Source organism: Neisseria lisongii (assembly GCF_028463985.1).
GTDB classification, from domain to species: domain Bacteria; phylum Pseudomonadota; class Gammaproteobacteria; order Burkholderiales; family Neisseriaceae; genus Neisseria; species Neisseria lisongii.
In genome coordinates, this window is the sequence record NZ_CP116766.1 from 1,032,621 (window position 1) to 1,057,846 (window position 25,226).

The 25,226-nt window shown below is 52.0% G+C and carries 22 protein-coding genes; 9 read left to right on the top strand and 13 right to left on the bottom strand.

Annotated features, from left to right (window positions below; genetic code table 11):
* Window positions 1–417: 417 nt before the first annotated feature.
* Both PJU73_RS04620 and PJU73_RS04625 read right to left on the bottom strand, forming a co-directional pair.
* Window positions 418–1,959, bottom strand: a complete 1,542-nt coding sequence (locus PJU73_RS04620; RefSeq protein ID WP_237090535.1) for an L-lactate MFS transporter — start codon at window positions 1,957–1,959, stop codon at window positions 418–420.
* A 518-nt stretch (window positions 1,960–2,477) separates the two neighbouring features.
* Entirely contained in the window at window positions 2,478–4,787 is a 2,310-nt protein-coding gene (locus PJU73_RS04625; RefSeq protein ID WP_237090536.1) for a TonB-dependent siderophore receptor, read from the bottom strand.
* A 548-nt stretch (window positions 4,788–5,335) separates the two neighbouring features.
* Between PJU73_RS04625 and PJU73_RS04630 the strand changes: the two genes are divergently transcribed.
* The 5 genes from PJU73_RS04630 (at window position 5,336) to PJU73_RS04650 (ending at window position 11,729) form a co-directional block, all read left to right on the top strand.
* The gene (locus PJU73_RS04630; RefSeq protein WP_237090537.1) at window positions 5,336–7,105 is read left to right on the top strand and encodes an ABC transporter ATP-binding protein/permease; all 1,770 of its coding nucleotides are present in this window, start codon (window positions 5,336–5,338) and stop codon (window positions 7,103–7,105) included.
* Window positions 7,106–7,238: 133 nt separating this feature from the next.
* A complete protein-coding gene (locus PJU73_RS04635; RefSeq protein ID WP_237090538.1) occupies window positions 7,239–8,546 on the top strand; it encodes a DUF2130 domain-containing protein in 1,308 nt (435 codons plus the stop codon).
* Window positions 8,547–8,556: 10 nt separating this feature from the next.
* The gene (locus PJU73_RS04640) at window positions 8,557–9,789 is read left to right on the top strand and encodes a multifunctional CCA addition/repair protein (protein WP_237090655.1); all 1,233 of its coding nucleotides are present in this window, start codon (window positions 8,557–8,559) and stop codon (window positions 9,787–9,789) included.
* A gap of 70 nt (window positions 9,790–9,859) precedes the next feature.
* Window positions 9,860–10,657, top strand: a complete 798-nt coding sequence (gene fdhD / locus PJU73_RS04645) for a formate dehydrogenase accessory sulfurtransferase FdhD (protein ID WP_237090539.1) — start codon at window positions 9,860–9,862, stop codon at window positions 10,655–10,657.
* A 172-nt stretch (window positions 10,658–10,829) separates the two neighbouring features.
* Entirely contained in the window at window positions 10,830–11,729 is a 900-nt protein-coding gene (locus tag PJU73_RS04650) for a formate dehydrogenase accessory protein FdhE (protein ID WP_237090540.1), read from the top strand.
* A gap of 185 nt (window positions 11,730–11,914) precedes the next feature.
* Here the strand turns inward: PJU73_RS04650 and PJU73_RS04655 are convergent, their stop codons facing one another.
* The 7 genes from PJU73_RS04655 to rpsF all read right to left on the bottom strand — a co-directional run bounded on the left by PJU73_RS04655 (window position 11,915) and on the right by rpsF (window position 17,232).
* Entirely contained in the window at window positions 11,915–12,250 is a 336-nt protein-coding gene (locus PJU73_RS04655; protein WP_237090541.1) for a YbaB/EbfC family nucleoid-associated protein, read from the bottom strand.
* 100 nt (window positions 12,251–12,350) lie between these two features.
* Window positions 12,351–14,258: a DNA polymerase III subunit gamma/tau gene (gene dnaX, locus PJU73_RS04660; protein WP_237090542.1), complete on the bottom strand. Its 1,908-nt coding sequence runs from the start codon at window positions 14,256–14,258 to the stop codon at window positions 12,351–12,353.
* 344 nt (window positions 14,259–14,602) lie between these two features.
* On the bottom strand, window positions 14,603–15,682 hold the full coding sequence (mltB, locus tag PJU73_RS04665; protein WP_237090543.1) for a lytic murein transglycosylase B: 1,080 nt from the start codon (window positions 15,680–15,682) through the stop codon (window positions 14,603–14,605).
* Between the two features lie 175 nt (window positions 15,683–15,857).
* Entirely contained in the window at window positions 15,858–16,310 is a 453-nt protein-coding gene (gene rplI, locus PJU73_RS04670; RefSeq protein ID WP_237090544.1) for a 50S ribosomal protein L9, read from the bottom strand.
* 14 nt (window positions 16,311–16,324) lie between these two features.
* Window positions 16,325–16,555: a 30S ribosomal protein S18 gene (rpsR, locus tag PJU73_RS04675; RefSeq protein WP_054599043.1), complete on the bottom strand. Its 231-nt coding sequence runs from the start codon at window positions 16,553–16,555 to the stop codon at window positions 16,325–16,327.
* A 6-nt stretch (window positions 16,556–16,561) separates the two neighbouring features.
* Window positions 16,562–16,864, bottom strand: a complete 303-nt coding sequence (gene priB / locus PJU73_RS04680; RefSeq protein ID WP_206222734.1) for a primosomal replication protein N — start codon at window positions 16,862–16,864, stop codon at window positions 16,562–16,564.
* Window positions 16,861–17,232 (bottom strand): 30S ribosomal protein S6, encoded by a 372-nt coding sequence (gene rpsF / locus PJU73_RS04685; protein WP_004519252.1) that lies wholly within the window; start codon window positions 17,230–17,232, stop codon window positions 16,861–16,863. Before rpsF ends, priB begins: the two co-directional genes overlap by 4 nt.
* Before the next feature lie 335 nt (window positions 17,233–17,567).
* Between rpsF and PJU73_RS04690 the strand changes: the two genes are divergently transcribed.
* The 3 genes from PJU73_RS04690 to PJU73_RS04700 all read left to right on the top strand — a co-directional run bounded on the left by PJU73_RS04690 (window position 17,568) and on the right by PJU73_RS04700 (window position 20,078).
* Window positions 17,568–18,974, top strand: a complete 1,407-nt coding sequence (locus PJU73_RS04690) for a mechanosensitive ion channel family protein (protein WP_237090545.1) — start codon at window positions 17,568–17,570, stop codon at window positions 18,972–18,974.
* Complete coding sequence (nudB, locus tag PJU73_RS04695; protein ID WP_237090546.1) at window positions 18,974–19,435, top strand: dihydroneopterin triphosphate diphosphatase; 462 nt, start codon at window positions 18,974–18,976, stop codon at window positions 19,433–19,435. Before PJU73_RS04690 ends, nudB begins: the two co-directional genes overlap by 1 nt.
* A gap of 109 nt (window positions 19,436–19,544) precedes the next feature.
* A complete protein-coding gene (locus tag PJU73_RS04700) occupies window positions 19,545–20,078 on the top strand; it encodes an inorganic diphosphatase (RefSeq protein WP_165087612.1) in 534 nt (177 codons plus the stop codon).
* A gap of 358 nt (window positions 20,079–20,436) precedes the next feature.
* Here the strand turns inward: PJU73_RS04700 and pip are convergent, their stop codons facing one another.
* On the bottom strand, window positions 20,437–21,372 hold the full coding sequence (pip, locus tag PJU73_RS04705; RefSeq protein ID WP_237090547.1) for a prolyl aminopeptidase: 936 nt from the start codon (window positions 21,370–21,372) through the stop codon (window positions 20,437–20,439).
* A 155-nt stretch (window positions 21,373–21,527) separates the two neighbouring features.
* Here pip and yciA point away from each other — a divergent pair, with 155 nt between their 5' ends.
* Window positions 21,528–21,950 carry an acyl-CoA thioester hydrolase YciA gene (gene yciA, locus PJU73_RS04710; RefSeq protein ID WP_237090548.1) on the top strand — a complete coding sequence of 141 codons (423 nt, stop codon included), beginning with the start codon at window positions 21,528–21,530 and terminating at the stop codon, window positions 21,948–21,950.
* Window positions 21,951–22,014: 64 nt separating this feature from the next.
* Here yciA and PJU73_RS04715 read toward each other — a convergent pair whose 3' ends face one another.
* The 3 genes from PJU73_RS04715 to nfsA all read right to left on the bottom strand — a co-directional run bounded on the left by PJU73_RS04715 (window position 22,015) and on the right by nfsA (window position 24,871).
* Window positions 22,015–22,395: a YkvA family protein gene (locus tag PJU73_RS04715; RefSeq protein WP_237090549.1), complete on the bottom strand. Its 381-nt coding sequence runs from the start codon at window positions 22,393–22,395 to the stop codon at window positions 22,015–22,017.
* Between the two features lie 187 nt (window positions 22,396–22,582).
* A complete protein-coding gene (locus tag PJU73_RS04720; RefSeq protein WP_237090550.1) occupies window positions 22,583–24,106 on the bottom strand; it encodes a fumarate hydratase in 1,524 nt (507 codons plus the stop codon).
* A gap of 24 nt (window positions 24,107–24,130) precedes the next feature.
* Window positions 24,131–24,871 carry an oxygen-insensitive NADPH nitroreductase gene (gene nfsA / locus PJU73_RS04725; protein WP_237090656.1) on the bottom strand — a complete coding sequence of 247 codons (741 nt, stop codon included), beginning with the start codon at window positions 24,869–24,871 and terminating at the stop codon, window positions 24,131–24,133.
* Window positions 24,872–25,226 lie beyond the last annotated feature (355 nt).

Genomic DNA, 25,226 nt, shown 5'->3' on the forward strand with positions numbered 1-25,226 from the left:
TGAAAAACTGAATTTATTAACCATTTCTATCGTTATTGTGCCTATCGTGAATTCACTTTAAAAGTATTACAGAGTTGGCTCACCTAGCCGTACTACCTGTACTGTCTTCGGCTCGCCGCCTTGTACTACTTTTAAAGTGAATCCACTATATTCCCGCTCCCGCTTGAATAGGAATAATGGGTTGAGCGAATTTAGAATGTGCCGAAAATTCAATTAATTCATCATATCAAGACCAAACAGGCCGTCTGAAAATCAGGTTTCGATACTGCGAAATCCGATTTTCAGACGGCCTGTTGTGATTAATTATATAGCGGATTTAATTAATTTTCGATACAAGGCAGCAAGCCGCAGACAGTACAAGTAGTACGGCAAGGCGCAGCAACGCAGTAGCGAAAGTTAAGTTAATCCGCTATACCGTCAGCGGAACAAATCCAACGCCTTAACAAACACCATCACCACGCCGTAAAGCAGCGGAATGCCGACCAATGCCCAGCGCCACCAGACGGCTGCGCCGCCGTGCGACACGCTTTCGCCGAGCAGGTAGGCATCGGAAATGGCGGTTTCATCGTCGGGGTTGCCGCTGTGGGCGGCGGTTTTGATGTCCCGTTCATGGTGTTTTTCATGCACGGCACGCACCAGCAGGTTGCACAACAAACCCGCTAGCAGCAGCCCGGCCATAATATACATGGTTACGCTGTATGCCTGCGCTGCGGGTACGCCGCTGTCGATTTGGCTTTGGCGGATATAATTGACCAGTACCGGCCCGATAACGGCGGCGGTTGACCATGCCAGCAGAATGCGGCCGTGAATGGCGCCGACCTGATAAGTGCCGAACAGGTCTTTCAGATAGGCGGGGATTGCTGCAAAACCGCCGCCATACATCGAAATAATCACGCAAAATCCGATGACAAACAGGGTTTTGTTGCCGCCTGCACCAATGCTCGGTACGGCAAAATACAGCAGCGAACCCAATACAAAAAAGGCGGTGTAGGTATTTTTGCGGCCGATTTTGTCGGACACGCTCGACCACAAAAAGCGTCCGCCCATATTAAACAGACTCAACAGGCTGACAAATCCTGCCGCCGCACCGGCACTCACCGCCGCCGCTTCACCCACCGAAGCGGAAGAAAACAGTTCCTGAATCATCACCGAAGCCTGCCCCAACACGCCGATACCGGCGGTAACGTTGAGACACAACACCCAAAACAGCAGCCAAAACTGCGGCGTTTTCATTGCCTGCGACACATTCACATGATTGCTGCTGACCAGCTTGCCCGTCTGCTTCGGCGCAACATAACCTTCAGGCTTCCACCCTTCGGCCGGTACTCTGATGGTGAATGCGCCAAACATCATCAACACAAAATACAGCACGCCCAACACCATAAACGTTTCCGCCACGCCCACCGAAGCAGCGCCGGAAAAAGTGTTCATCAGCATCACCGATAGGGGCGAGGCTAGCATCGCGCCGCCGCCGAATCCCATAATCGCCAAGCCGGTGGCCATGCCCGGTTTGTCGGGAAACCATTTCATCAATGTCGATACCGGCCCGATATAGCCCAAGCCCAAACCGATGCCGCCGATCACGCCGTTGCCCAAATACAGCAGCGGCAAATTATGCAGGCTGACACCGAGTGCCGACACAAAAAAGCCCAAACTGAAGCAGCAGGCGGCAACAAACATCGCCTTGCGCGGGCCGACACGTTCCATCCAAGTGCCGAACAGGGCGGCGGATGCGCCCAATACCGCCAACGCAATGCTGAAAATCCAGCCCACGGTCGCCAACTGCCAATCATCAGGTGCCGATTCGCTGATGCCGATCACTTTGGTCAAGGGCGCATTGAATACCGAATAAGCATAAATCTGCCCGATAGACAAATGCACCGCCAGCGCCGCCGGCGGCACCAGCCAACGGTTGAACCCCGCCGGTGCAACCGTTGCTTCACGATTCAAAAATTTCATAAAAACCTCAGTTTAAGTGGAAAATACAGTGGATTAAATTTAAATCAGAACAAGGAAAAATAATGCTTTACCGGTTTAAATTTGTTATTAGGAAACAGACGATATTTGCACATTTCAGATAATAATCAATCTAAATTCAGCCGGTTATTTCTAAAAAACCGGTTCAAGCAGCAGAAAAAACCAAAGTACTACGCTAAAATTGTTGACAATATTGTAACACAGAGCCACTGCCGCCCGACCTTGAACCTACATGAGATTTTTCGTATCCGAACAGGAAAAACTTTCATCTTGGAGGCAAAGTTTCTTTTCAGACGGCATCAAATCGATGATGGCAATATAGCGTAAATTCTCTTTAGCCCTGTTGATAATAAAAGTTTTCACAAACACGCCCAAAAGGTAATAGTGAAATCACTTATCTCACCCAACCTTTTTCTTATTTTATTCACATCTACCTAAAACCATGCCGTCTGAAAACCCGATTTTCAGACGGCATGGTTTTAAATCAACTACTCAAAACATCAGAAATCCAATTCGGCTTTCAGCCAAACCGTGCGGGGCATGCCCAATACGGCGAAGCTGCGGTCGTATTGGCCGCGCTGTACTTGCCAGTAGTTTTTATTGAACAGGTTTTCTACCGATCCGCTGACGGTCAGGGCGTTTTTGCCCAGTTTGGTTTTGTAGCGTGCGCCGACATCAACCAGTGTGTAAGACGGGAAGGCATACTGTTTCTGCGTATCTTGGTAGGATTTGCCGAAATGTTGGATATTACCGTTTACAGTCAGACCTTTAACAAACGGGGTATCCCATTCCACACCGGCCTTCGCTACCACACGGGGATTGGCAACCTGCACGCCATTCACCAGCATGTCTCGGGAATTCGGGTAGTTTTTCACTTTGGATTGCAGATACATCACGCCGAGACTCGGGCGCAAGGTGTTGCCCAACAAATTGGCATAGGTATTAAACTCAATACCCCGGTTGCGTTCCATACCCTGCTCGTCGCCGGCCGCGCCGCCTGTTTGCTGATATTTGGCAAAGTCAGTGTTATTTCCATAAACCAGATTGCCGCTGTTGTTGGTCTGTCCCCGCCAGTAACCCGGACGTTTGATTTGGAACGCATTAAGCGTGGTTACGAAATCGCCCCAGTTTTTACGCACACCGATTTCAAACTGTTTGCTGACACGGGGTTTTGCCATGGTAGTTTCACCGGATTCATCGGTTTTAATGCTGGCCGGTTCTAAATCTTCCATATAATTGCTGTACACCACCAAATCGGGGGTCGGCACCCATGCCGCCATTGCCATCGGGCTGAAGCGTTTAGCATCGCCGCTTTGCGATTTCTGTTTATCGGTGTATTCAACCGCTTGGAAACGTCCGCCCAAAGTCAGGCGGTATTTATTGTCGGCGAAACCCAAAGTGTCAGACAATGCCAAGCTGTTTACTTTGACTTCGGCATTCAAAGTCGGCGCAGCGTTCCAATCCCGACTGTAATCAGAACCCATATTGACCAGTTGCTCGGCAATATCCCGACGGGTATCGACAGTCAGTCCGGAACTGCTTGCCGCCGCACCTTGGAAAGTTGCCCGTTTGCGGTTTACACGGTCAAAGGCTGCGCTCCAGTTATGGCTTACCGGCCCTGTTTCAAACTCGCCCCGAGCCGCCAGATTCATGCTTAAAGTGCGGAAATATTGGTCGGTCAAACGGGTCGTGCCGGTGCTGTAATCATAATTGCGTGGGGTAACGGTTCGACCGTTTGCTGCGGTATTCTGCGTAGCAGTACAAGTGCTACTTGCATTTAAACATGCGGTCGGCGCAATCAGCGTGCCGGTATAGTTGGATTTGTTGTAGCCGATACCGCCGCTGACTTGGAAATCGTAGTCGGTATCGTATTCAAAGGTCAGCATATTGGTCTGGCCTTTGGTGTTTTGCCAGTTCCATTCAGGCAAGAGATTGGTTTGATTGTCCGGTGCGTCAAACAAACGTCCGTTCAGGTTTTGAATATCCTGAATACGGGCGCGGCCGCCGTTGGCTTTGCGTTTGGCATAAATCGAATCAAACTGCACCCGCAGTTTTTCGCCCCGATAATCGGTATTCAGGGCAAATTCTTTATTGTCTTCGCTGTAACCGTCCCGAGGCGTATCGCCGTGGCGCAGTTTGCCGTTTACCCGCACGCCGAACTGTTTGTCTTCGCCGAAACGTTCGCCCAAATCAAATGTGCCTTGCGCACGGTTGTTGCTGAACCAGCCCAAACCGATTTTGCGGTTGCCACTGTCGGCCGCTTTTTTGGTTTCGATATTGAGCGAACCCGATACCGCACCTTCAGGGTCCATACCGTTTACGGCAGTACTTGCACCTTTAATCAGTTGTGCCGAACCGACTTGGACGCTGGAAGTACCTTGTGTGCCGTACATTCCCGACAAACCGTTCACGCTGAATTGGCGGGCATCCAACTGAAAACCACGGAAATACAGGCCGGTCAGGGTATTGCTTTCGCCGCCGAATTGCCAAGTGGAAGCATCTTTTTTCGCCACTACGTCCACCAACGTGCGGGCTTCGGTGTTGTTGATGACTTTTTCATCATAATTCACCACCGTAACCGGCGCAGTAAAGGCGTTGGCTTTGCCCAATACGCCCAGATTGACACGGTCGCGCAGGTCGCCGTCGCTGGCGATGGAATAGGATTTGGCCGCATGGCGGATTTTGGCATTGCCTTTCACTTCAACCTGTTGCAACTCAACCGGATTGTTTGCCGAAACATCTGTCTGTTCGGAAGCATAGCCGTATGCACCCGCCAGCAGCAGCGGGATAAGCGCTAATTTTTTGTTCATGATTTTTGGTCTCTGTAAATATAACTGAAATTATTATCGTGAAATCGAATAAGAAAAATGCAGGGCAAACCGGCGCAATGCCTTTCTTATTCTGATTCACTATTTTTGCCATACAGGGCGGCTGCGCCACGCTGTATGATCATCATGCCGTCTGAAAATCCTGTTTTCAGACGGCATGATGTGCTTTTTCTTGAAACCAGCGAAATGATTTCAAGAATAATTATACTTTGATATGATACGGCCTGTTTGAAAATATGAATAATAATGATTCTCTCGCCGAAGAATTGTTATAAAAATACAACACTGTATTTTACAAATGATTTCATGAAATAAAAAACAAATCTTTCCATGAATTTAAATCACAAAACGCCAATTCCATTATTTTACAATATCTTTATAGATAGTTAATTTTATAACATTTAATCTGTATAACCGATTTTCCGTCTTTCAAAATCCGATGCGGTTGCATTTTATTTTGATTTCATTTTCAGACGGCCTGTTTGGTTTTGTGTAATATTCCCTCTTTTTGATAAACGCTGAAACACCTTATGCAAAAATGGCAAATCGAGCTTTACGGCACACCTTTATGGCTGCTGCAAACTTTGGCAGGCGTGTGCCTTACCGCCGCCGTAATCCTGTTTTTGGTTTCCAAAACCCGCTTCGGCAAAGAGTTTGCCTATTTGAGCGGCTTGTGTCTGACACCCAAAGGCCGTCTGAAAATCGGATTCGCCATCATCGGCATGACGGTATTGCTGCTGACCGAAGTACGCCTGAACGTGTTGAGTACGTTTATGTCCAACGGTTTATACAGCTCGATGCAGGACTTGAATCTCCAAGCCTTTTGGCAGTTTGCCGCCATGAATGCCGGCGTAGTGCTGCTGCGCACGTTTAACGGCGTAATCAACGATTTTCTCGATCAGAGTTTTGCCATCAAATGGTCGCAACGGCTCAACAGCGTATTGGTCGAACGCTGGCTGGCGCAAAAAAACTATTACCGCCTGCACATGCTGCGCCACGAGCCGGACAATATCGATCAGCGTATCCAGCAAGATGCCCAAGACTTTATCAAATCCACGATTGAATTTATCCGAGGTATGCTCAACTCAGTCGTATCATCGCTGGAATTTGCCTTTGTCTTATGGGGGCTGGCAGGCATTTTGACCATGTTCGGCGTGAACATTCCGCACGGCATGGTCTGGTTTGTCTTTATTTTCGTGATTTTGGCAACTTTTATCGCCATGTGGATCGGCAATCCCTTAATCCGCTTCAATTATGAAAACGAAAAACTCAACGGCGATTACCGCTATTCCCTCATCCGCCTGCGAGACCATGCCGAAAGCATCGCATTTTACGGCGGCGAACAGCATGAACAGCAGCAACTGAACGCCCGTTTCAGCGACATCGTCCGCAACCGCTGGCGGATTGCCCGCCAAAGCGTCGGCTTGAGCGGCTTTAACGACATGTTCAGCAACGCTATCCAACTGTTACCGATTATCCTGCAAGCCCCCCGCCTGTTTGCCGGACAGATTAAAATCGGCGACGTGCAGCAAACCGTTCAAGCCTTTGCCCGACTGCAAAAAGCCCTGTCGTTTTTCCGCATGTTTTACGAATCATTCACCGCCTACCGCGCCCGCTTAGAACGGCTGCACGGTTTTTTACGCCGCACCGAAACGCCGCACGAACCCCGAAAACTCAACATCCGCCCCATTTCAGACGGCCTGCGCCTGCACAATGTTACCCTCTACCGCAACAACGGCGAAATCCTCATCAGCAATATCAGCACCGAACTCAAAACCGGCAGTTCACTGCTAATCAAAGGCCCATCCGGCTGCGGCAAAACCTCCCTGCTGCGGGCCATGGCAGGACTGTGGCCGTTCGGCTGCACCGGTACGCTCTACATCCCGCCGCACAGCGAAATCTTATTCGTTCCCCAACGCCCGTATATGCCGCAAGGCAGCCTGCGCCACGCTATCTGCTACCCGAATATCTGTGAACAACACCCCGCCTTGACCGATACGCTGCGGCAATGCCGTTTGGAACATTTAATCGACAAACTCGACCGGCACGACGACTGGCAGCAAAAACTCTCTCCCGGCGAATTACAACGAATCGCCTTTTGCCGCAGCTTACTGACCCCGGCCAAAGTCTTCCTGTTTGACGAAACCACCTCCGCCCTAGACGAACCGACCGAAGCCTTGCTCTATCAGCTAATGCGGGCAAAACACCCCGACAGCATGATTATCAGCATCGGCCACCGCAGCAGCCTGAATCCGTTTCACACACAACATCTAGACATCGGACAGACCACCTGCAGCTGATACAGCCAAATCTCAACATCAAAGGCCGTCTGAAAACGAGTGCAGCAGATTTCTTCTCCGCCAAACCGATTTTCAGACGGCCTTTTCCTTTTCTGTTAAAATTTCCCCATTATTCATGCCCGAGTGCCGAATCATGCACGAAATCAAATGCCCTCATTGCCACACCGCCTTTACCGTTAATGAAGCGAGCTATGCCGACATTGTCCAGCAGGTGCGCAATCAGGAATTTCAGACCGAAATCCACCACCGCCTCCAAGAGGCGCAGGCGCATTTTGCCAGTGAAAAGGCGTTGGCGCTTTCTGAAACCCGTCAAGAACTGCAGCACAGTCTGGCCGACAAAGAACGCCGCATCGCCGAGCTGCAGCACCAAATTGGCCAATCCGCCCAAGAGCGGCAACTGGCGTTGGCGCAGGCCGAAGGCCGTCTGAAAATGCAGCTTGCCGAGCGTGAGGCGGAAATTGCGCAATGGAAAGCCCGTGCAGGTGCTTTGGAAAGCGGCAAGGCGGCGGAACAGGAATTGGCGGTAACCAAAGCGGTTGCCGAGAAAGAACGCCAACTGGAAGCGCTGAAGTCCGAGTTGCTGCTGCAAACCAAGGAAAGCGAGCTGGCACAGAAAACCCTGCATGAAAAATACGCTCAGGAATTGAAGCAGAAAGAAGAAACGATTGCGTTTTATAAAGACTTCAAAGCCCGCCAGTCCACCAAAATGATCGGCGAAAGCCTTGAGCAGCATTGCGAAACCGAGTTCAACCGTATCCGCACCACCGCTTTTCCGCAGGCCAAGTTCGGCAAGGACAACGATGCCGCTTCTGGCAGCAAGGGCGACTATATTTATCGGGAATGCGACGAACACGGCAACGAAATCATTTCGATTATGTTTGAAATGAAAAACGAGGGCGACGAAACCGCCAGCAAAAAGAAAAACGAGCATTTTTTCAAAGAACTGGACAAAGACCGGCGGGAAAAATCCTGCGAATATGCGGTGTTGGTGTCGCTGCTTGAGAGCGAGAGCGAACTGTATAACGGCGGCATTGTGGACGTTTCGTTTGCCTATCCGAAAATGTACGTTATCCGCCCGCAGTTTTTTATCCCGATGATTTCGCTGCTGCGCAACGCCGCCCTCAATTCGCTGCAATACAAGCAGGAAGTGGCGCAAATGCGGGCGCAGAATATCGACATCACGCATTTTGAAGAAGATTTGAACGCCTTTAAAGAGGGCTTTGCCCGCAATTACGAGCTGGCCAGCCGCAAGTTTCAAACGGCGATTGACGAAATCGACAAAACCATCACCCACCTGCAAAAAACCAAAGAAGCCCTGCTGTCTTCGGAAAACAATCTGCGGCTGGCCAACAATAAAGCCGCCGATTTGACGGTAAAAAAACTGGTTCGCAAAAATCCGACCATGAAAGCCGCTTTTGCCGCTTTGCAGCAGGACGAATAGCGTGAACAACATGAATATTTATCTGGTCGGCGGCGCAGTCCGCGACAGCCTGTTAAACCTACCCGTTTGCGATCGGGACTGGGTGGTGGTCGGCAGCAACGCCGCCACCATGGTCGCACACGGTTTCCGGCCGGTGGGCAAAGATTTTCCCGTTTTCCTGCATCCCGAAAGCGGTGAGGAATACGCCTTGGCCCGCACCGAACGCAAAACCGCCAAAGGCTACACCGGTTTCAGTTTCCACGCCGGAGAAGAAGTTACTTTGGAACAGGATTTAATGCGGCGGGACTTGACCATCAATGCGATGGCGCAAGACGAACACGGCAACATCATCGACCCTTTCGGCGGACAGCAGGATTTGGCAAACGGCATTTTGCGCCACGTTTCCCCCGCTTTCGCCGAAGACCCCGTGCGTATCCTTAGGCTGGCACGCTTTGCCGCCCGCTACGGTTTTACCGTTGCCGGCGAAACCATGGATTTGATGAAACAGATGGTAGCAGCAGGCGAAGCCGATGCGCTGGTGGCAGAACGGGTTTGGCAAGAACTGGCAAAAGGCCTGATGGAACGTCGCCCCCGCTATATGATTGAAATCTTGAGGGAATGCGGCGCACTGCGTGTTTTGCTGCCCGAAATCGATGCCCTGTTCGGCGTGCCGCAGCGGGCCGACTACCACCCCGAAATCGACTGCGGCATCCACACGCTGATGACGCTGCAATGTGCCGCCGATATGGGTTTGAGCCTGCCCGAACGCTACGCCGCCCTACTGCACGACTTGGGCAAGGCGCGCACGCCGTCTGAAATCCTGCCCAAACATCACGGCCACGACCTCAACGGCATTGAGCCGGTGCGTGCTGTAAACAGCCGTCTGAAAACGCCCAAGGCCTGCGCCGAGCTTGCCGAACTGGTCTGCCGCTGGCATATCCGGCTGCATTCACTCGAACAGCTGAAATCATCAACCGTTTTGAAAATATTGCAGCAAACCGATGCCCTGCGCCGCCCCGAGCGTTTTCAGACGGCCTTAAATGTCTGCGTTGCCGATGCCCGAGGCCGTCTGAATTTCGAACATGCCGCCTATCCGCAGCGGGAACAATGGCTGGCCCTGCTTGCCGCCGCCAACCGAATCGACGCAGCGGCGATTGCGGCACAATGCCAAGCGGAGGGCAAACCGCAGCAGATTGCCCAAAAAATCGACCAAGCCCGACTGCAGCAAATCGCCGCCTGCCGCCGAACCTTGTTTGGCGTATAATCAGGCTTTATTTTGTACAATCCGTTTGGCTTAATTTAGTCAATCTACATTTTCAGACGGCATCAACACTATGGACAATCCTCTTCACAGCCGCATGGTTTTCCGTGTCAGCGCCCAAAATATGCAGCAGGATCAGGACATTCTGGCGGAAGAAACGCCGGTGGCCTTGGTTTACAACGGCATCAGCCATGTAGTGTTGATGGCCACGCCGCAGGACTTGCCGCAGCTGGCACGGGGATTTAGCCTGAGCGAGGGCATTGTGGCCCGCAGCAGCGAAATTTACGATATTGAAGTACACAGCGTTTGCGACGGCATCGAAGTGCGCTTGGAAATCGCCGCCGCCCGTTTTGCCGCTTTGAAAGAGCGCCGCCGCCATTTGAGCGGACGCACCGGCTGCGGATTGTGCGGCATCGACAGTTTGGCCGCCGTCCGCCCCGCAGCTCAAACCGTTACCCGCTGCGGCACATTGAACCCCATCGATATTCAGACGACCTTGTTAGAATTCGACCGCCACCAGCCATTGCGGGAACAGGCGGGTTCGGTTCACGCCGCCGCTTGGGTTTCCGGAGGCAAAATCCTCGCCGCATTTGAAGATGTCGGCCGCCACAATGCCTTAGACAAGCTGATCGGCTGCGGAAGCGGCAAGGCTTGGAACTGGCAACAGGGTTTTGCCCTGATTTCCAGCCGTGCCAGCTACGAAATGGTCGCCAAAGCCGCCGCCGCCGGCATCGGCTGCATCGTCGCCGTTTCCGCCCCCACCGCCTTGGCGGTCCGCTTGGCGGAAAACGCCGGCATAACCTTAATCGGCTTTGCCAGAGCAAACAAATTCACTGTGTACACCCACCCGCAGTTTATCGAGGCCGTCTGAAAATGGCTTTCAGCAAAGCTGAAAACACATTTTCGATATATTTCACTATATAGTGAAATAAGTCCAAAGCAATACCAGGCGGCAAGCCGGAGACAGTACAAATAGTACGGCAAGGCGAAGCCAACGCTGTAGTACTTTGAGAGTATTTCACTATAAAATCAAAAAGATATTTATGAACACCACAACCACCCCCAAAGGCCTGTTTCACACCCCGTTTCGGCTTGCCCCCGAACAAAACGTATTCGCCAACCGTGCCGTCCGCTTCAAAGAATTGGCCGAGCAGGAACGCAGCGATTGGAAAGATTATCTGCTGGTGCTTGCCGCCGTGTGCGATGCGCAACACGCCGTCAGTCAAAACTTCTCACTGCCGCTGCCTGAAAACACCGTTAACGGTATCTTGCCCAAAGCACAGGCGGAACATTTGCCCGAAGTCTTTGCCGAAATCGTGTATGCCCTTTTAAACAAAGCGCAACCGCATATCCAAACCGCCGCCGTATTGCAGGAAATCTCCACACTGCAAAACCTGAAGCCGTCTGAAATCCGCCGGCTGGCGGGCGAAGTATTCGACGGCACCTGCCGCCCCGCTGCCGAAATCTGGATACAGGCGGCGCTGCAAATCGTGTGGACGGCATGGGCGGCGCAGGTGGGCGAAGACGATGTAGCCGTTACCGAAGAACGCACCCACTGCCCCTGCTGCGGCACACCCGCCGTCGGAAGCGTGGTCTTGATTCAGAGCGACTTGAGCGGGTTACGCTATATGTATTGCCCGCTGTGCAACAGCCGCTGGAACGCCCTGCGTGCCAAATGCCCGACCTGCGGCGACGGCGGCAACGTCCGTCTGCAACATATCGAAGGCGGCGACACGCCCGACCTGCCCGATGCCTACACCGCCGCTCACGCCGAGAGCTGCAAATCCTGCCACACCTACCGCAAACTCTACCGCCGGGATAAACAGCAATACGCCGACCCCATCGCCGACGACCTCGCCACCCTCGGCTTGGACATCGCCGTCGGCGAAGCCGGTTTCGAGCGCAGCGGTGCCAATCCGTTTTTGATTTTGACGGAAGATTGAAGCAAAACTGAAAAATAAGCCGTCTGAAAACTGATTTTCAGACGGCTTATTTTACGGCGGAATACGCCAATCGGGTTTTATAGTGGGTTCACTTCAAAAGACTACGGCGCTGGCTCGCCTTGCTGTACTACCTGTACTGTTTGCGGCTCGCCGCCTTGTCTTCTTTTGAATGAACCCACTATAATTTAACGGAAAAAATCCGCTACGCCCGCCGGTAAACCTTGGGTAAATGCGCCCATGGTTTTGCTGCTGGTGTCTTCGGCTTTGGCGGCGGCATCGTTAAAAGCGGCCAATACCAAGTCTTCCAGCATTTCTTTATCGTCGGCGGCTTCTTTAATCAAATCTTCGCTGATGTTCAGGCTGCGTACGACGTGCGAACAGGTCATAGTTACTTTGACCAAGCCGTTGCCTGCTTCGCCTTGAACTTCGGTTTCGGCCAATTTGGCCTGTGCCTTTTTCATGTTTTCCTGCATTTGTTGGGCCTGTTTCATCAGGCCGCCTAATCCGGCTTTTCCGAACATGGTTTACTCCTGTTTTGATGGGATAAAAGTGTTGAGTAGTTAGGTTAATGGGACAACCGCCAAATATTGTGTTTGGCGGATATTGCTCTTTTCAGACGGCCTATTCCTGAGCGGCATGCAGAATCAGGGAATCGGGCTGCCAGTCTGCTTCAAAAATCTGCAAAATCTGTCGGGCGGCGGGGTCGGCTTCCAGTAAAGCCTGCGCCTGCGCCCGGCCTTCCTGCTGCAGACGGCGACTACGCATATGCGGGGTTTCCCAGTTCTCTCCGTCCTGCCACGGTTCGGTTTGCAGCTTCAGCGGCAAGCGGTAGGCTTCGGACAAGACGTTGCGGATTTTGTCCAGATGGTCTTTGGAAACGGTGGCTCGGGCATCGGTAGCCAATGCCAAAACCATCAGTTGTGCCGCTTCGTCATAGCGTATCCATGCGGCGTGCTGCGCCGGCATTTGCGCCGCTCCGAAACGGCGGGCAAAGCGTTTGACAATCGCCGCCCAGTTTTCCGGTTTGAAATCGGGATAGGCAACAAAATCAGGTTCGTCTTCTTCGTCGCCGTGTATTTCTGCAGCTTCTTCAGGCGTTTCGACAGGGGCAACGGGCGGTGTTTCTTCGGGCTGAACGTGATGATGCCCGTTTTGGTGAAACCTACGGTTTTCAGACGGCATGGGATATTCCGGCGGCGGGATTTCTTCCCACGGCGGCACATCGTCTTCTTCTGCCGCATTCGGCGGCGCTTCGTTTGCTGTTGCAACGTTTACAGGCGGCGGAACAATCGGTGCGGCAATATCCGGCACATGCTGGGGTGTTTCGGCAAGCGGCTCGGCCTGCGGCGTTTCAGCAGGCGTATTGGCCGCAATATCAGGCTTTTTTGCCGGAACGGCCTCCTGAAGCTGCTCGATATGTCCGTCTGCCTGATGATTTTGAGCGGCAAACGGTGCAAATGCCAGCATACGCAGCAGGGTCATCACAAAACCGGCATATTCGTCAGGGGCTAATCCCAAATCCTGCTTGCCGTGAATCACGCATTGGTAGTAAAGCTGGATTTGCTCGCCGCTCATGGCTTGCGCCAGCGAGTGCAGAATATCGTGTTCGGGGTCGTCTTTCGCCAAGGCGGTCGGTATCAGCTGTATCATCGCCAACCGCTGCAGCAGCATCGCCAATTCGTTTAATGCGCTGTCGAATCCAATGGAACGTGCCGCCATTTCCTGCGCTTTTGCCAGCAGCATTTCGCCGTTTTGCGCCACCACGCCCTGCAATAATTCATACAGATAACGCTTATCGACTGCGCCAATCATCTGGCGGACATCTTGTTCGGCCACCGAACCGGCACCCATGGCAATCGCCTGATCCAACAGGCTCAAAGCGTCCCGCATCGAACCTGCCGCTGCCCGACCCAAAATCTGCAATGCCGCCGGTTCGTAGGCAATCTGTTCGCAGTCCAACACATGCGCCAGATGTGCCGCTACCTGCTGTGTGGTCATATTGCGCAACACAAATTGCAGACAGCGGCTCAACACGGTAATCGGCACTTTGTGCGGATCGGTGGTGGCCAGAATAAATTTGACATGCTCCGGCGGCTCTTCCAGCGTTTTCAGCATGGCGTTGAAAGCGCTTTTCGACAGCATATGCACTTCGTCGATAATATAGATTTTGTATTTGCCGGAAGTCGGCGCATATTGGGCGTTTTCCAGCACTTCGCGGATATTGTCGATACCGGTATTGGAAGCGGCATCGATTTCCAGCAAATCCACATAACGCCCGGCATCAATCTGGGTGCAGCTCTCGCACACGCCGCAAGGTTCGCCGTGTTCGGCGTGGAGGCAATTCAGACTTTTTGCCAGAATGCGGGCAATCGTGGTTTTGCCGACACCCCGTGTACCGGTCAGTAGATAGGCATGGTGCAGCCGTCCTTCGTCCAAAGCATTGCGCAACGCTTTGACAACGTGTTCCTGACCGACCAAATCGGCAAAATTTTTCGGACGCCACTTACGGGCAAGCACTTGATAAGCCATAATTTTTCCTACAAATCGGTAACGATGCGGCGACAGGCCGTCTGAAAATGGGCGAAGCGGATTTCAGCGCAGCTAAAACCGTAGGTTTCTCTAAAATGGGCGAAGCGACTCAGCGCAGCTAAAACCGCAGGTTTCGCCAACACGGGTAAATAGATTTTCAGACGGCCTTGGGCGGAAATATAAAGAATTCAGGATAGCAGATTAATTTAACTTTCGTTCCATATTTCCCCACCCGGCACGAATGGGGCATTTTACCACCGTTTTCCCCTTACCGATATTTCGCCCGCTGTTTTCCACATAAAAAAGCCGCCACAATATAGCGGCGGCTTTTGACAACACAGGGCTTACAAACCGCTACCGGCCACGGCATTGGCGATATTGCGTACGGCGGTTACATACATACGGCTGTTGTTGTATTTCCAAACGCTGTAAAAATTGTTCAGACCCAAATAATATTCATACACATTCGGTGCTGTTTCCAAACGGTATAACACGGCTTTTTCGCTGTCGGCCACGGCTTCCTGCGGCACAACGCCCAAGGCTTTGAAGTCGGCCACGGTGCGGGTTAAGGCGGTTTTTTCGTCAATAATGGCCTGTAAATGCGGCGTTGGATTGAGTTTGACCGGCACAATCATTTTGCCGCCGCTCTGCCAGCCGTGCTGTTTCATATAGTTTGCCACCGAAGCGGCCACGTCGCCGATATTGTTCCAAATATCGCGGTGGCCGTCGCCGTCATAATCGACTGCCCATTTGCGGAAGCTGGACGGCATAAACTGCGGCATACCCATCGCGCCGGCATAGCTGCCTTTGAAACTGAACACATCTCGCTGCTCTTCTTTCGCCATTTGCAGCAACTCGCCCAATTCGTCTTGGAAAAAATCGGCACGGCGGGGATAATCGAAGCCCAAAGTCGCCAAAGCGTCGCTGACACGGAAGCTGCCGGTATTTTTGCCGTAATTGGTTTCGATGCCGATAATGGCGACAATCAGCCCTGCCGGTACGCCGTAGCGCTGCGCCACGTCGTCAATCACCGCACGGTTGGCGGCATAAAACTGGCGGCCGCCGTTGAATTTTGCCGCACCCGAATTGCCTTTTTCAAATTCGTACCACGGGCGGGAAGTCGCCGGGCGGTACATGATGTTGATGATATTGCCTTTATACACCGCATTATCGAAAAAATGGTTCAACTCTTCGGCACTGAAGCGTTTTTGGGCGGTTTGGTAACGGATAAAGTTCTGCACATTGGTATTGGCCGGAAAGCCGCTGCTGGCAACCGATTCAGCGGCGGCATCAAATGCCGGTTTCTGTATGCCGCCCGTCTTCTGCGCTGCCGGAGCTTGGGGCAGATTGTTGTTTGCCGCAGGCGGCTGCTGGGTGCTGCAGGCAGCCAATGCCGCCGCAGCCAGAATCAGTAGTTTTTTCATGGGATTTTCCAAAAGATGTGGTCTGACACCATGCCGCTGGTATGAACCGCAGTCGGCAAGGCCGATAAAGGAAAAGGACTGAATCCTGTATCACACAGGATTCAGTCCGACAAATGCGTTAATCAGGCCGTCTGAATTCGACATTACATACAGGCATGATTAAAGATAACGCTGATTACTCGGCTGCAGCAACCACAGCAACGGTAATTTTCGCTACGGCATCAGTGTGCAGCGCCACTTCCACTTCGTATTCGCCAACGGCTTTCAGCGGGCCGTTTGGCAGACGTACGTTGGCTTTGGCAGCTTGGATGCCTGAAGCAACGATGGCTTCGGCGATGTCGGCATTGGTAACCGAACCGAACAGACGGCCGTCCACACCGGCTTTTTGTGCGATGGTAACGGTTTGTCCGTCCAATTTGGCTTGACGTGCTTGCGCATCAGCCAGAATTTCGGCTTGTTTGGCTTCCAATTCGGCACGACGTGCTTCGAATTCTTTCATGTTGGCTTCGGTAGCACGTTTTGCTTTGCCTGACGGAATCAGGAAGTTACGGGCGTAGCCGTTTTTCACGGTTACGATGTCGCCCAGATTACCCAAACCGCCGATTTTTTCTAACAGAATAATTTGCATGATTTAAGCTCCAATTATTTGTGTTGGTCGGTGTAAGGCAACAGAGCCAGGAAACGGGCACGTTTTACGGCAACTGCCAACTGACGTTGGTAGTGTGCTTTGGTGCCGGTAATGCGGGCAGGAATGATTTTGCCGTTTTCAGAGATGAAGTCTTTCAACAAATCAACTTGTTTGTAATCAACTTCTTGGATTTTTTCAGCCGTAAAACGGCAGAATTTTCTGCGTTTGAATGATTGACGAGCCATTGTCGTTTAACCTTTATATTCTTTAATGTTCTGTATCCGCAATATCGGGCGGGGGAAGCGTTGGCTGCGTTGTGCTAAAAAGCCTTCCACTTCGACCATTATCTGCTGCCGATACTGCCATTGTTCAGCCTGCTTACCCAACAGCCTTGCCGGAATTTCAAATTTGACCAGACATTTCTGTCCGTTTTCTTCCTGCCAAGATTCGTGTTCCAACATCAAATCCAAAACCGGAATACCTGCAGGCGTGTATCGCAAACTGCCTGCTTTGGCAATTTGTGCGGTAAGCGATAAGAGATTATTCAATCTTATTCGGCTGCTGCAACTTCTTCAGCCGCACCGTTAAGCAGGTTTTTTGCTTTTTCGCCGCCCAGCATCGGAGAGGCTTCGGTTACAGCGTGTTTGGTTTTGATGGTCAGATGACGCAATACGGCATCATTGAAGCGGAATGCAGTTTCCAGCTCTTCAACCACTTCAGGGGTGGTTTCGATGTTCATCAAAACATAGTGTGCTTTGTGGATTTTGTTGATCGGGTAAGCCAGTTGGCGGCGGCCCCAGTCTTCCAAGCGGTGGATTTTACCGTTGGCTTCGGTAATCATGGTTTTGTAACGTTCAACCATTGCAGGCACTTGCTCGCTTTGATCAGGATGAACGATAAACACGATCTCGTAATGACGCATGTTATCTCCTTATGGATTAAATAAACAGCCTTCTGCCATGCGAAAAGCAAAAGGCAAGGTTGCAAAACGCCGTATTATAGCCGACAGTCTGTTTAAATACAAGCCGTTTTTTAAATCGGCGGCTGATGAGGCCGTCTGAAAATATACCAATCGGAATTTGGGCAATACTGAAAAATGCTTTGCTAAGGAAGTATTTCGTTTTCCAACTCATTTTGTGAAATAGAAGGAAACGCCGCAACTTGAGTTTGCCCGCAGCGGAAATATCTGTTTCGTCAGACGCGGGAAATGATAAAATCCGCCCTTATCCGACAACGTTCCCAATCCGGAGAACCATTATGCCGACCGTATTTGATACGCACACAGCCGGTCATTTCCTCGCCAATCTGTTTGCCCGCGATACTTTTGCCGCCCACCTTTTGGAACGCAGCTTCGATCAGCCCATCGGCTGGGTAGAAGCGGCGGTAACGCTGTTGCTGATGGCCGCCACTTATTTTTTATCGGAATACCTTATCCGCCGCAATGCCGCCGGCAAGCCGCACGGCGGGCTGCGCCATATCGGCAACCGGCTGCTGTGGCCGGTGATGATGCTGTTTGCTTCGGTGGCTTCGCTCTATATTTGGAATCTGCTCGAGCTGCATTCGGTGTGGCTGCGGCTGCTGATTATGGCGGCCCGCTGGATGATTTTAATCCGCCTGCTGCTGGCGCTGGTTCATGCCGCCCTGCCGCCGCACAAAACCACCGACTGGCTGGAACGCTTTTTGGCGGGGATGTTGTGGGTCTGCTTTCTGATTTGGGTTTCCGGCATCGATGATTTGCTGCTGGACACGCTGAAAAACACCAAGCTGACCATGGGTTCGGCCAGCTTGAGCCTGTATATGATCCTCACCGGCCTGATGTGGATTGCACTGGTGGTTACATTTGCCATGTGGTTGGCACGCCAAACCGAAAACTGGCTGATGAAAAACAACCATATGGACATCAACCTGCGGATTATGATGTCCAAAATCATCAAGGCGCTGCTGGTGGTGGTGGCGGTATTGGTTGCCCTGCCGCTGATCGGGATTGATTTGACCGTATTGTCGGTATTCGGCGGCGCACTCGGTGTCGGCATCGGTTTCGGTCTGCAAAAAGTCGCCAGCAACTACATTTCGGGTTTTATTATTCTGGGCGACCGCTCCATCCGCCCCGGCGACCGGCTGACGGTCAATAATTTCACCGGTTATGTAACCAAAATTACCGCCCGATTTGTGGTATTGCGCAGCAGCAAAGGCGGCGAGGCGCTGATTCCGAACGAAACCTTCATCACGTCCACCGTAATTAACGAATCCTACACCGCCAAATCGCTGTGGCAAAGTCTGGATATTCAAGTCGCCTACCACACCGATTTGACGCTGGCCATGCAGATTATGGTCGAAGCGGCGCAGGCGCAGGAACGGGTGCAAAACGATCCTGCACCCAAAGCCTATCTCACCAATTTCGGCGAAAACGGTGTCGATTTGCGGCTGGGCTTTTGGGTAACCGACCCCGAAAACGGCTTTGCCGGACTATTTTCCAATATTCTGCTGGATATTTGGAAACGCTTTAACGAAAACCACATCGAGTTTCCGTATCCGCAGCGGGAAGTGCGGATTTTGCAGGAAGAACGAGCGCCCGACGACACCGCCATCAGCCGTGCGGCCGCCGAAATCAAACGGGATACCCGTTCCGACCGCCGTTTTGACGACCCCGAACAGGAAAACTGATGGACAAACCGCTGAAATATCCCGTTTCCGCCTTAGTTGTCCTGCACGACGGCAACGGCAACATTCTGTTAATCGAACGCACCAAGCCCGCCGGTTTTTGGCAATCGGTAACCGGAAGCCTCGAACCCGGCGAAACCGTTGCCCAAACCGCCCGCCGCGAAGTTTGGGAAGAAACCGGCATTGCGCTGGACGAAAACCAGTTGCACGACTGGCACGAAAGCAGCGTGTACGAAATCTACCACCACTGGCGGCACCGCTATCCGCCGGGCGTATTTGAAAATCGGGAACACATTTTCTCCGCCCGCATCGACCGCCAAACGCCGGTTACGCTCAACCCGCAGGAACACACCGCCTACGCTTGGTTTACCGCCGCAGAAGCCGCCGAAAAAGTGTTTTCACCGTCTAACAAAACAGCCATTCTCAAGCTGCTGCGCCGACAGGCCGCAGGCGAGGCCGTCTGAAAATTCGCCACCTTGATTTTCAGACGGCCTTATCGCTGCTATACTTAGCGTTTTATGTTTCATGCAATTTAAGCGCTGCGCCTGTGCAGCCCAATCAAGGATAACCATCATGGCAGACTTTAATCAGATTCTCACTCCGGGCAACGTCGAAGAAGGCATTATCAACGTTGTGAACGAAATCCCTTGCGGCAGCAACCACAAAATCGAATGGAACCGCAAACTGGCCGCCTTCCAACTCGACCGTGTCGAACCGGCCATTTTCGCCAAACCGACCAACTACGGCTTTATCCCGCAAACCTTGGACGAAGACGGCGACGAATTAGACGTATTGCTGATTACCGAACAACCGCTGGCCACCGGCGTATTCTTAGAAGCACGGGTAATCGGCGTGATGAAATTTGTCGATGACGGCGAAGTGGACGACAAAATCGTCTGCGTACCCGCCGACGACCGCAACAACGGCAACGCCTACAAAACCCTCGCCGATTTGCCGCAACAACTGATCAAACAAATCGAATTCCACTTCAACCACTACAAAGACCTGAAAAAAGCCGGCACCACCAAAGTCGAATCTTGGGGCGATGTAGAAGAAGCCAAAAAAGTGATTCACGAATCCATCGAGCGTTGGAACAAACAGGCTTAATCGGGTTTGAAAGTAAATAAGGCCGTCTGAAAACATGGTTTAAACATGGTTTTCAGACGGCTTTGTTTAATATTTTCCCCACAACAAACCACTGTCTATTTTTTCATCGATACCGATTTATCTTTTCCGTTCAAACCGATAATCAGCTTTTCCACAAGCTGTTCACATCTTCTTCCTGATTTTTGTGTATATAGTGGATTATCAAAAAATATCGCAACCCAGCAAGCCACTCTTCCCCCAGCCTGTTTCCGCCGGCGGGAACATGGAACAGTGTGCGGATGGTGCAACTTGTTGCCTAGCAGCCATATTCTGACTGCACGCCTGTGTATAAAAACAGAAAACTCTCACCAGCCTTCCCTTACCAATCTGCTTTTTCCACCATTTCGTCCGCAGCCTGAACCAAAGCTGCCGCTAGTGGCGGATCGAATGCGGAATGTCCGGCTTGGGTAATCCGCAAATCGGCTTCCGGAAAGGCTTGGCTCAATTCCCATGCGCTTTGGGTCGGTGTGCAGATGTCGTAGCGGCCTTGACAGATAATGGTCGGGATATGGCGGATTTTGTCGATATTGGCCAAAATTGCCCGCTCGCCTTGCAGCCAGCCTTCATTGACGAAATAATGGTTTTCCAAACGGGCGATGGCCAGTGAAGCCTGCGGGTCTTCGTCCACCGGCTGCGGTTCAAAACGCACCAGATAGCTTTCCCAATCTGCCCATGCTTTGGCTGCTTTCAAACAGACGTTTTCATCTTCGGCAAACAGCATTTCGTGATACGCTGCAATCAAGGCGCTGCGTTGTTCCGGTGCAACCGGTGCGATAAAGTTCTGCCATTGCGCCGGATAAATCCGGCTTGCGCCGCCCTCTTCGTTGAGCCACGCCATTTCAGACGGCCTGCACAGGAAAATCCCCCGCAACACCAATCCTGCCACCCGTTCGGGGTGGCTTTGTGCATAAGCCAACGACAGCGTGCTGCCCCACGATCCGCCGAACACCAGCCATTTTTCAATACCCAACATGGTGCGGACTTGTTCGATGTCCGCCACCAAATCCCAAGTGGTATTGTCTTCGGCGCAGGCATACGGCAACGAACGGCCGCAACCCCGCTGGTCGATAATGATGATTCGGTAAACATCGGGATTGAAAAAGCCCCGACAGGCGGGCGAAGCCCCTGCACCCGGCCCGCCGTGTAGAAAAATTACCGGCAAGCCCTGCGGATTGCCTGATTCTTCCCAATAAATCTGATGGATAGCGGACACTTGCAGCCGGCCGCTGCGTAAGGGTTCCTGAATCGGATACATGGTTTCTCCCTGTTTTGTAATTGCCAATACTGCCGCCAATCCTACCTGAAAATGAATCTCTGCCGCAAATGATTTTCAGTATAAACCCGTTTTCAGACGGCTTGATTAACGGTAGAATCCAAGCATCGACACACCATTAAGATAAGAGTAGAAAAATGACGACCACAGCCAAACCGACCGGCGAACTGATGCTGCGCACCGTGGCACGCCCGAAAGATACCAATACCAACCTCGATATTTTCGGCGGCTGGATTATGTCGCAGATGGATTTGGGCGGCGGTATGCTGGCGGCGGAAATCGCCCAAGGCCGGATCGTAACCGTTGCCGTGCAGGAAATGGTGTTTCTGCGGCCGGTAAAAGTCGGGCATATTGTGAATGTGTATGCCCATTGTTTGAAAGTCGGCAATACTTCTATGCAGCTGAAAGTCGAAGTATGGGTCAAACCGTTTACCAATCAGCAACCCGATTTGCCGCTGGAAAAAGTTACCGAAGCCGTGTTTGCCTTTGTGGCGATTGACGACAACGGCCAGCCCCGCCCAATTCCCCGTGAGAATAATCCGAGATTGGCACACATTTAAGAATAATCGGAACAAAACAAGCCGTCTGAAAACAGCGTTTTCAGACGGCTTGTTTGATGTTTCCTTACGACAGCAGCCTTGCCACTGCCTGCCTTGCCTGTTCCCGAATATCGTCGGTCAGATAGGCTTTCATTTGACTATATACCAAGCCGATCACGGCGATGTCGTCGCTGAAACCGAGCGGACCGAGCAGGTCGGGAATGGCATCTATCGGGCTGAGAAAATACACCAGTGCGCCGACAATAATCATTTTTGCCCGAGACGGGGTAAACGGCGATTTCCACATATAATACAAGGCACAAAGCTGCTGCAAGACCGGTGCGCCGAGCCGTCCGGCAAAGCGTGCCAGCTTGCGCAGGAAACCGGGTTCGTCCAGCCGTTTTTGACGAAATTTGGGGATATAGTCTTCCGGACGGGAAAAATGCGGCTCTTGAAAGTTATTCATGCTCTTGCTCCGAGTGGGAATAAAATGCAAAGGCGAGTATAGGCGGAAATTCTGCTAAAAAATATCAATATTGCGTAAATTCGCATGAAATCGGTTTATCGGGCATTCACTCTAAGCAGACAAAAGCCGTCTGAAAAGCGTAAACGGCATTTTCAGACGGCCTCGGTTTAGTCAAAAAAGCGGTTTATCAGGCGGATACCGGAATAATGCCGATTTTTGCCTGCCACTGTTTCGGTGCTTTGGCGTGAATCGATTCGCCGTTGCTGTCCACCGCCACAGTTACCGGCATGTCTTTGACTTCAAATTCGTAAATCGCTTCCATGCCCAATTCGGGGAATGCCAAAACTTTGGACGATTTAATGGCTTTGGCAACCAGATAGGCTGCGCCGCCGACCGCCATCAGATACACGGCTTTGTTGTCGGCAATGGCTTCGCAAGTGGCTGCGCCCCGTTCGGATTTGCCGATCATGCCCAACAGGCCGGTTTGTTCCAGCATTTGGCGGGTGAATTTGTCCATACGGGTGGCGGTGGTCGGGCCGGCCGGGCCGACGACTTCGTCACCCACCGGATCAACCGGACCGACATAGTAAATCAGGCGGTTGGTAAAATCGACGGGCAATTCTTCGCCTTTATTCAGCATATCTACCAAGCGTTTGTGGGCGGCGTCGCGACCGGTGAGGATTTTACCGTTGAGCAGCAACACGTCGCCGGTTTTCCATGTGGCCACTTCTTCTTTGGTCAGATTATCGACATCGACACGTTTGCCGTTGTCGGGGCTGTAGGTCAAATCGGGCCAGTCTTCCACGCTCGGCGGGGTCAGTTCAACAGGGCCTGAACCGTCCAATTCAAATTCAACGTGGCGGGTGGCGGCGCAGTTGGGAATCATGGCAACCGGTTTGGAAGCGGCATGGGTCGGATAATCGAGGATTTTTACGTCCAACACGGTGGTTAAGCCGCCCAAACCCTGCGCACCGATACCCAAGGCGTTGACTTTTTCAAACAATTCCAAACGCAGGGCTTCAACTGTGCTTAATTCGGCACCGGAAGCGGCTTTTTCCTGCAATTCGTGAATGTCGATATGGCTCATCAGCGATTCTTTGGCCAGCAGCGCCGCTTTTTCCGGCGTACCGCCGATACCGATGCCCAAAATACCCGGCGGACACCAGCCCGCACCCATGGTCGGCACAGTTTTCAATACCCAATCGACAATGTTGTCGGACGGATTGAGCATGGCGAGTTTGGATTTATTCTCCGAACCACCGCCTTTTGCAGCGCAGGTTACTTCAACTTTATCGCCCGGCACAATGCTCATGTGAATCACCGCAGGCGTGTTGTCTTTGGTGTTTTGACGTTTGCCCGCAGGGTCAGCCAACACGGAAGCACGCAGGGTATTGCCTTCCCAAGTGTAGGCACGGCGCACACCCTCGTTCACCATTTCTTCCACGCTCATCTCGCTGTCCCACTGCACATTCATGCCGACTTTCAAAAACACAGTGGCAATGCCGGTATCTTGGCAAATCGGGCGGTGGCCTTCGGCACACATGCGGCTGTTTACCAAAATCTGCGTCATCGCATCTTTGGCTGCCGGATTTTCCTCTTTCTGCCACGCTTTATAGAGTGCGTCGATATAGTCTTTGGGGTGGTAATAGCTGATAAACTGGAAAGCATCGCAAATGCTGCGGATGAAATCCTCTTGCTTGATAATCGTCATTTTGCGTTCCTTTTGAAAGTCGGTTCAGCGTTTTGCAAAACCTTGTTTTTGTAGATAAGCCAACAATTCCGGCCGCAGCTCGGCATACAATGAGCTTTGAATCTGCTGCTGCCAGGTCAAATCCAGTTTGCGGGTTTGGTAGTATTCATGCACTGTCTGATTATACGCCGCCAGCGTTTCCCCGTCGGCAAGCTGATACGTGTTTTCCGATAAAATGGCCGACAGCGGCAAGCGGGGACGCTGGTTCGGGTGATGGTCGGGATAACCCAGACACATGCCGACCACCGGTACGACGTGCGGCGGAATCGCCAGCAATTCGCTGACCGCCTGAATATCGTTGCGGATACCGCCGATATACACGCCGCCCAAGCCGAGCGATTCGGCGGTGAGCAGCACATTTTGGGCAAACAGGGCAGTATCCACCGCACCGGTCAGCAAAACTTCAATCCAGTCGGTCTGCGCTTCGGGCGCATAATGGTGATGGCGGGCGCTATCCATGCAAAACACCAGAAATTCGGCGCAGTTTTCCACATAATGATGGCCGTTCGGCACATTTCCGGCACAAATTTCACGCAGTCGGCGGCGTTTTTCCATATCGGTTACCCGAATCACGCTGACGCTTTGCAGAAAGCTGGAAGTCGAAGCCATCTGCCCTGCCGTCAATACCTGCTGCAAAACCTCGGCTTCGATGGGCTGTTGGGTAAATTTGCGGATAGAACGGTGGTTCAACGCCGTTTCCAATGCCGGTTTGCTGTTCATCGTCATGTTGTTTCCTCTTGCGGTTTGTTCAAAATCATCGTTTTCAGACGGCCTCTTTTGCAGACGGTCGGCGGAAAAGCCGAAATCCGTTATTGCCGCAGCGGTATCTATCATACGTCATCTGCACAATAAAATGTTGGCGCAATAACCATTTCAGCGATAGCCGGACTTCATCGGAAGTTTACGCTACAGCCCCCATTCTACTCAATTTTTCATAATGGATAAATTTAATCTGCTGCCGATTGCGGCTTTTTTTGCAAAACTTTGTCGAAAAGAGAACAAGGCGGGCTAATGCCGTACTGTTTCAAAGTGAACCCTATCGACTGAACCTGTCATCTTTCTACACTTACCTTTTGATTAA